Below are 8,175 nucleotides of genomic sequence, written 5' to 3'. Positions count from 1 at the left end.
GATCCGGACGCGTCCGGATGACCTGCGCGTGACCGACGAGGTGGTGCTGGAGGTCAAAGGGCTGACGCGCAAAAACAAATTCCGCGACATCTCCTTCCAGTTGAAAAAAGGAGAAATTCTGGGCATTGCCGGTATGCTTGGCTCCGGGCGTACCGAACTGCTGAAATCGATCTTTGGTGCCGACCCGCTCGATAGCGGCGAAATTTATTGCTGCGGACAGCGGATCGATGCGCCGACTCCCGCGAGGATGAAAAAAGCCGGCTTGGCCTTAACGCCGGAGGACCGGAAGCACGAAGGTCTGATCCAGCTTGCCTCGATCCGAGACAACCTGTGTGTGGCGAGCCTTGACCGGATCGCAAAGGGCCCGATGATCCGAAAGAAGACGGAAGCCGAATTCGTGCGCCGTCAGATGGAAGAGCTGCAGATTAAAGCGGCCGATGTCGAGCATCCGGTGTCTTCGCTGTCCGGCGGCAATCAGCAGAAGGTCGTCGTCGGCAACTGGCTGAATACGGACCCGAAGATTATGTTTTTCGACGAGCCGACGCGCGGGATCGACGTGAACGCCAAGCAGCAAATTTTTCAGGTCATCTGGCAGCAGTCGCGCAAGGGCATATCGAGCATTATGGTTTCGTCCGAGCTGGAGGAGCTGCTTGAGGTGTGCCACCGGATTTTGATTCTGCGGGATGGACGCATCGAAGGGGAATATGTCCCCGAGGAACTGAAGATCGACGAGCTGTACGCGATAAGTATGGGAGGAGAAACGGCATGAAATCGACAACGCTGGAATTAAACAAAGGTTCCCGTATCGACATCCGCAAAGGCTTGAACAAATATGTGCTCGAAATTATTTTGCTTGTGATCGTGACTGCCATGGCCTTCGCATCCCCCGGATTTTTGACGTCGGAGAACCTGCTGAACATTCTGCGCAACATCGCGCTGCAGGGCTGTATCGCTTTCGGGATGACGATGGTCATTATCGCCGGGGAAATCGACTTGTCCATCGGTTCGACCGTCGCTCTTACGGGGGTCATCATCGGTCTTACGACGGGGTGGCTCAGCAGCTCGGGAATGATGCCGATGGAGCAGGCGGTCGTGGTCGGCATCGTGCTTTCTTTTGTCGTGGCGGGGCTGATCGGGCTGTTCAACGGATGGATTATGACCAGGTATAAAATGCCTTCCTTTATTGTCACACTGGCGATGCTGAACGTCATCTACGGGCTGGCGGCGGTCGTGTCCAAAGGCTTCCCCGTGACGACGCTCCCGTCGTGGTACAACGAGCTGGGCTCGGGCGAATTTCTGTCCGTTCCGATTCCTGCCATCCTTCTGCTGCTGGTCTTCGCCGTCGTGTATATCGTGATGAACTATACGAAATTCGGTCGTTCGGTCTACGCCGTGGGCGGCAATCCGGAATCGGCGCGGCTGTCGGGGATTCATGTGTCGCGGGTGAAAATCATTTGCATGATCGTGGTGCAGCTGTGCTCGGCGCTTAGCGGCGTCCTCGTGTCCTCCCAGGTCATGTCCGGCTCGTTTTCCTTCGGGAAAGGATGGGAAATGATGGCGATTTCCTCCGTCATTATCGGCGGCACCAGCTTGATGGGCGGGATCGGTAAAGTACGGGGGACGTTTATCGGCCTTATTTTCCTCGGGGTGCTGATCAATGCCATGACGCTGCTCAATGTGAACGAATATGTGCAGTATATCGTGCGCGGGCTGCTGATTTTGGTCGCCGTACTGATCGCATCGATTCAATATATGAAGAAAAAGGGGTAAGCGCAAACGGGATGGCCGCGGTATAATGTGGATACGAACGATGAATAAAGGACGATGACACCATGGCCCTTCGAAATATGAGCTTTCGCTTGAAAATGTTCGTGATCATGTTTATCGTCATTCTTATTCCCATGATTTTGGTCAGCACCATCCTGTTCAAATGGTCGGAGCAGGCCATCACGGATCAGACCTCCAAGGTCGTCATCAGCAGCATCCAATTTGCCGTGACCAATATCGATTCCGCGCTGGAAAACGTCGCGGGCATGAGCAAGATGCTGCTGACCGAAAACCGGCTGATCGCCATCGCCAAGCGCGGAGAACCGCTGAAGCCGGAAGAGAAAAACGAAAAATACAACGGCATCATGGATCTGCTGAGCTTTTTCATTACACGGATTAAAGTGATGAATATATTGGAGGGCATCGATTCGTTCTACTTGTACTTGGTGAAACAAAATACGATTTTGGATTCCAAGTCGACCTATTACGAAGACGTCAACGTGGAGCAAGTCGATTTTGTGCAGCAAGCGAAGAGCGGGCAATGGAAGGACCGTTGGTTCGTGTCTGCCCCGGTCAATTATGATTCGTTGAACGGTATCGAAACGCGGCTGGAAACCCCGAAGCAGATTTCGTTTACGACGGCGTTGACCGACGAGGACGGTCACGATATCGCAGTATTGGCGGCGAATGTCAACGAGAGCTTTATTCGCGATTATTATAAAAAAATTCAGCGCGGCATCCCCGGCGAGTTCGTCGTGCTGGATCGGAGCTCCACGGTGGTGGCGTGCCCGGACAGCCGACTGGTCGGCAGCAGGACCGCGGATTATTCCAAAATGAACGACACGATCCAAAACATGAAAAGCAAAAGCGGCAGCTTCTTTATCACCGTGCAGGGCGAGGAGAAGTTTGCCGTTTATTCCGTTTCGGACTACACGAATTGGAGCTATGTCGTCGTGATTCCGGCTTCGGACATTTTGGGGAAAGTCAATGAAATGCAGCAATTTATGCTGGTCGTCATTTCGGTGACCGGGATTTTGATCTTCGGCATTACGCTGCTGCTGTCCCGCTTCTTTTACAAGCCTTTGGAGAAACTGGTCTTGGCGATGCAAAAAATCGAAAACCGCAGGCTTGATTTCAAGATCAAGGATAACCGCGGGGACGAGTACAAGCGGGTGTATCAAGGGTTTAACGATATGGTAGACGAGTTGAACGTCTTGATCCGGGATCTGGAGAACGAAAAAATTTTAAATCAGGAAGCGGAAATCAAGCTGCTGCAGGCGCAGATCAACCCGCATTTTTTATACAACACGCTCGATTCGATCTACAGTATCGCCAGGATCAAAAAGGTGGACGAGATTTCGCAGATGGTTGCCGCGCTGTCCAAATTTTTCAGAATCAGCCTGAGCTCGGGCAAAGAGGTCGTGACACTGAAGGAAGCCGTGCAGCTGGTGATCAACTATTTGACGATCCTCAATATCCGGTATAAGGGCGCCATTACCTTTGATCTGGATATTCCCGAGGAGCTGAACGACTGCCAGGTGCCGAAGCTGCTGCTGCAGCCTATTGTGGAAAATGCCGTCTACCACGGGCTCGAACGGCGCAAGGGCGGGGGCTGCTTGACGATCTCCGCTGTATCCAAGGCGCACACTTTGTTCCTGTATGTGGAGGACGACGGCATCGGCATCGAGCCCGCCGCTCTGGAGAAGCTGCAAAGCATGCTTGAGGGGAACGTTCCGGGGGAAACGTCCGGCTTCGCTTTACGTAACCTGAACCGGCAAATTCGGTTAAAATACGGAACGGCCTACGGCGTTACGCTGGAAAGCGTCTACGGCCAAGGCACCCGGGTGACCGTCAAGCTGCCTGCCATTACGATAGAGAGGGGAGATTCGGATGTACCGCATGATCGTGGTCGATGACGAAGCATGGATTCGCGAACGGCTCGTGCATACGATCGATTGGGGCAAATTGGGCATCGGCTTCCTGCATGAAGCGACCTGCGGAGAAGAAGCGCTGGCTCTCGCCGCGAAGGTGCAGCCGGATCTCATTCTGACAGATATCCGCATGCCCCGTATGGACGGGCTGGAATTGATCGAGCGGCTCAAGGAGCAACGGCTTGCCGCCAAAGTGGTCATCATCAGCGGCTTCAGCGATTTTGAGTACGCCAAGAAGGCGCTTTCCCTGGGCGCTTCCGATTATATTCTGAAGCCGGTAGAGGACGACGATCTGCTTGACGTGGTCGCGCGTTGTCTGGAACAAATTGAGACGGACCGGCAAAAGGAAGCTTTGCTGAAAAAGGCCGACGATCAGGTCAACAAGCGGCTGCCTCTATTGAAGGAAATGCTCTTCTCGAAATTGATTATGGGCCATAAGCCCGACGAGCAAAAATTGCGCGAGACTTTGGCCGATTTCGGGCTGAAGAATAATGTCCTCCGTCATGCTTGCCTCGTGCTTCAGGTGCCGGAGCCGCAACCGTTTCCGCCGGAAAATAAGCCGGACGCGAATTTTGCCCAGTTCGTGCTGTGCAATTTGTTGAACGATTTTTTGACGGACCTGAGCGAGAACGAGATCGTGTTCGCCCATGCGGACGAGGTGGTATGCATCGTTTCCTCCTGCGAGGGGGACGACGCGCTGGCCCGCGCCTGCCTGACGATGTTCGAAGATATCCGCAAAATCGTTCATAAAATCGTCGGCAGCTCCCTCGTCATCGGCTTAGGCGGAGCGGTCGGCGACCTGCTCGACATTTCCGCGTCCTACCGGCAGGCGAAGCAGATGCTGCTCCACGGCTATTTGGACACGGGGCGGAGCAAGGAGACGAAGAGCGCGGCCGGACCGCACAAAACGGGAGGATACCGGCTCTATGATACGGAAGCGCTGATCAACCATATCCGGGTGGGGAACAAGGCCGCAGCTTTGGCGAGCCTGGATCAGCTTGTGCGGGAAAACGGGAGCATCCGCCCGATCGACTTGAAGTTTATTTATATCGATATCGTCAATTCGATCGTCAGGACCGCCGTGGAGGGCAGCGGAGTGGCGAAAGACTTTTCGAAGTTCAGCCTGCATTTTTTCGAGCTGCTGCAGCAGTCGCAATCAACGGACGAAATTCATGGACTGCTCGGCGATACCATAACGAAGATCATCGACTTTCTGGAGCATTCGCAGTGCAAAAAAAGGCGCAAGGTGATCGAGAAAGCCTTGGAATATATGGAGCTTCACTACCCGGAGGAGCTGAATCTGAACGCCGTGGCCGAGCGCTTTTACTTGAACGCGTCGTACTTCAGCAAAATTTTCAAAGAGGAGCTCGGCGTTTCGTATACGAAATATTTGATGGAGTTCAGGGTCAATAAAGCGGCGGAACTGATGAGCGACCCGACGCTGAAGATTTACGAAATCGCGCGCCGGGTCGGGTATGAGGACGTGCAGTATTTTACCAAAATGTTCAAGTCCATCAAGGGAGTAACGCCAGGACAATACCGGGAGAAGATCCGGTGACCCTCCTAAGCCAAGTTAAGCGCACTGCGGAATTTGATGAAGCTTACCACTCTCCAGCAAGCCACATAACTCAAGGTGACCAAATTGCACAAGAAGCCCAAGGTGCTCGGATCGATAAGCTTAACATTGGCTACAAACACGAAACGAAGCGCAAAGACGACGATCAGGATGACAAACACGATTGCGCTTAATAAACGCCGCACCATTTTCCCGGACTTCAAAATTCGTCGTCATAATAAGCGGGACGGAGACGACCAGACCGATCAGCAGCGCGATGAGCACTTGGCCTGACTGCAGATGCAGGTTCGGGTCCATTAATTGAAATAACGAGGTCGAGATGTACAAAATCGGCAGCAATAAGGAAATCCCCGGTTTCTTGATGGGGGTGCTCATGCCGCGGAATTGACCGCGCATAATGAGAAAAAAGATCAATACCGAAATTCCCAAAGATACAGTTGCGTTCATGGTGATAACACTCCTTCGATCCATTTGTAAGTTAAGTATCTCTCATCAAGGAGTTGTCAAACAGTGAAAGAAGTAATCCGATCTTGGTGACGAATGTCATTTTCGGAGAATCTACGGAACAGCAATCGATTCTATTTATGTTTTGGATTTTTGGGAAATTATGATAAAATAGGTTAACTGAATGTTTTGCTTGCATGCACGTGCCTCGATATGGATTTTTCGATATCGGGGCTTTCTTCTTTTGAAGCGCGTGTTATTGAACAAACTTAAAGAATGGAGCCTATCATGCTAGCGAACACACAACAATTTTACATCAACGGGTTGAGCTATACGATCAGATCCGCAAGTGAAAAAGACGCAAAGCAGTTGTCCGAAGTAAGAGTACAGATTGACGGAGAAACCGAAAATATGGACAGAGAAAGGGGGAGGCGTTCATCGATCCTGCAGGATTTGAACAGATTATTAGAACGGATACCGAGAAACCGAGAAACTTATTTTTAGTTGCCGCCGTTCAGGATCGGATCGTCGGGTTTTCAAGATGCGAAGGAACTTACTTGAAACGCTTCTCTCATAAAGTCGAATTTGGAATATGCGTTTTAAAAGAGTTTTGGGGATATGGGATCGGGAAAAATCTTTTAAAAGAATCGATGGCCTGGGCTGACTCGAACGGCATTAAAAAAATGATTCTTGAACGTCCTGGAAACAAACGACAAAGCTATTGAATTGTATAAAAGACTTGGCTTTGAAGTCGAAGGCATATTAAAAAACGACAAAATTCTTTCCGACGGCAACTACTATAACACCATTGTGATGGGAAGATTTAAAGAATGATCGGGATACATCCCGCTAGATTTGGCAACCATACTCTTTACGAATAAGGTCGTATCATATATATTAATATTACGCATTAATTAAAGCTTTTTCTCTCGTATGTGATACAATATTTAAACGTCGATCCACTTGCAGGGGATATCAGGGGAGGAGAATTTGTCATGGGAGTTCAAACAAGCGGGAGCTATACGATTATTTTGCGGATGGAGACGGAACCGAATGTGCCGTTCATTCATATCGCGAATGCGATTCACGAAACCGGGGGCGAGATTGTCGCTGTCGATAACGTGAACCGGAGTAAAAATACGACGATCCGCGATATTACAGTGAATGTGTCCAATGCGGAAAACGAAGCTTCCTTGATTAAAAATGTGACCAAAGTGCCGGGAATTAAAATCATTAACTTTTCCGACCGCACCTTCTTGATGCACCTGGGCGGCAAGCTTGAGGTCCATTCGAAAGTGCCGATCAAGAATCGGGACGATCTCTCCCATGTGTACACCCCCGGTGTAGCCCGTGTCTGTATGGCGCTGCACGAAGACCCTGCCAAGGCGTATTCGCTGACGATCAAAAGAAATACGGTCGCGGTCGTGAGCGACGGAACGGCCGTTCTCGGGCTCGGAGATATCGGGCCGATCGCGGCGATGCCGGTGATGGAAGGGAAAGCGATGCTGTTCAAGGAAATGGCGGGCATCGACTCGTTTCCGATTTGTTTGGATACGAAGGATACGGAAGAAATCATCCGGATTGTGAAAGCCATTGCTCCCGCGTTCGGCGGAATCAATCTGGAGGACATTTCCTCTCCGCGCTGTTTTGAAATTGAGGAGCGGTTGAAGCAGGAGCTGGATATTCCGGTATTTCATGACGATCAGCATGGGACGGCCGTCGTCATGCTGGCGGGACTGATTAACGCATTGAAATTGGTCGGCAAAAAGCTGACGGATATTAAAGTCGTCTTCAGCGGGGTCGGTGCTGCCGGAGTAGCTTGCACCAAAATGCTGATGGCTGCCGGAGTGACGCGTATCATCGGCGCTTCGCGGTCCGTCGGAATCATTCGCCGGGGCGAAACGTACAGCAATCCCATGTTTCAGTGGTATGCCGAGCATACGAACCCGGACAATATTGCGGGGACATTATCGGATGCGATGCAGGATGCGGATGTATTTATCGGCCTGTCCGGTCCGGGGGTAATCGGTGTCGAGGATTTGAAAAAAATGGCGAAAGATCCGATCGTATTTGCCATGGCCAATCCGACGCCGGAGATTCTGCCGGAAATTGCGGAACCGTACGTTCGCGTGATGGCAACCGGAAGGTCGGATTATCCGAACCAGTTAAATAACGTGCTGTGCTTCCCCGGTATTTTCAGAGGGGCGCTCGATTGCCAGGCGACGACGATTAACGAGGAAATGAAGCTCGCCGCCGCTTACGCGATCGCCTCGACCGTGGAGGACGACGAATTGAACGAGCAGTATATCATTCCGAGCGTCTTTAACAGCCGGGTCGTGGAAGCCGTTAGAAAAAAAGTAACCCAAGCCGCAGTGGAAACCGGCGTGGCACGCAAAATTCCGCACGAGTTTTCGTAAATCGGATACCCCAGCATCGGCCTGTAAGGACTCGATATTG

General features: G+C 51.5%; 5 protein-coding genes and 2 pseudogenes. 6 read left to right on the top strand and 1 reads right to left on the bottom strand.

The genetic code is table 11. The features are described 5' to 3' along the window. The 4 genes from QJ48_RS29645 to QJ48_RS29630 all read left to right on the top strand — a co-directional run. Positions 1-769 (top strand): ATP-binding cassette domain-containing protein (locus QJ48_RS29645; RefSeq protein ID WP_157261798.1); only part of this gene is annotated, 769 nt, incomplete at its 5' end. After that, positions 766-1,770, top strand: a complete 1,005-nt coding sequence (locus QJ48_RS29640; RefSeq protein ID WP_054976968.1) for an ABC transporter permease — start codon at positions 766-768, stop codon at positions 1,768-1,770. The genes QJ48_RS29645 and QJ48_RS29640, both read left to right, overlap by 4 nt. 62 nt (positions 1,771-1,832) lie before the next feature. After that, on the top strand, positions 1,833-3,683 hold the full coding sequence (locus QJ48_RS29635) for a sensor histidine kinase (protein ID WP_054976967.1): 1,851 nt from the start codon (positions 1,833-1,835) through the stop codon (positions 3,681-3,683). Further along, positions 3,658-5,256, top strand: a complete 1,599-nt coding sequence (locus QJ48_RS29630) for a response regulator (RefSeq protein WP_054976966.1) — start codon at positions 3,658-3,660, stop codon at positions 5,254-5,256. Before QJ48_RS29635 ends, QJ48_RS29630 begins: the two co-directional genes overlap by 26 nt. A gap of 5 nt (positions 5,257-5,261) precedes the next feature. Here the strand turns inward: QJ48_RS29630 and QJ48_RS29625 are convergent. Next, positions 5,262-5,649: pseudogene (locus QJ48_RS29625) on the bottom strand (CcdC protein domain-containing protein). Between the two features lie 357 nt (positions 5,650-6,006). Here QJ48_RS29625 and QJ48_RS29620 point away from each other — a divergent pair. Together QJ48_RS29620 and QJ48_RS29615 are read left to right on the top strand one after the other, a co-directional pair. Further along, positions 6,007-6,552, top strand: a pseudogene (locus QJ48_RS29620) (N-acetyltransferase family protein). Positions 6,553-6,713: 161 nt separating this feature from the next. Next, the gene (locus QJ48_RS29615) at positions 6,714-8,135 is read left to right on the top strand and encodes an NAD-dependent malic enzyme (RefSeq protein WP_054976965.1); all 1,422 of its coding nucleotides are present in this window, start codon (positions 6,714-6,716) and stop codon (positions 8,133-8,135) included. Positions 8,136-8,175 lie beyond the last annotated feature (40 nt).

The sequence above is a fragment of the Paenibacillus sp. A3 genome, from assembly GCF_001399685.1.
Lineage (GTDB): Bacteria > Bacillota > Bacilli > Paenibacillales > NBRC-103111 > Paenibacillus_G.
Note: the sequence above shows the minus strand (reverse complement) of the source record. Positions and strands in the feature narration are given on the sequence as shown.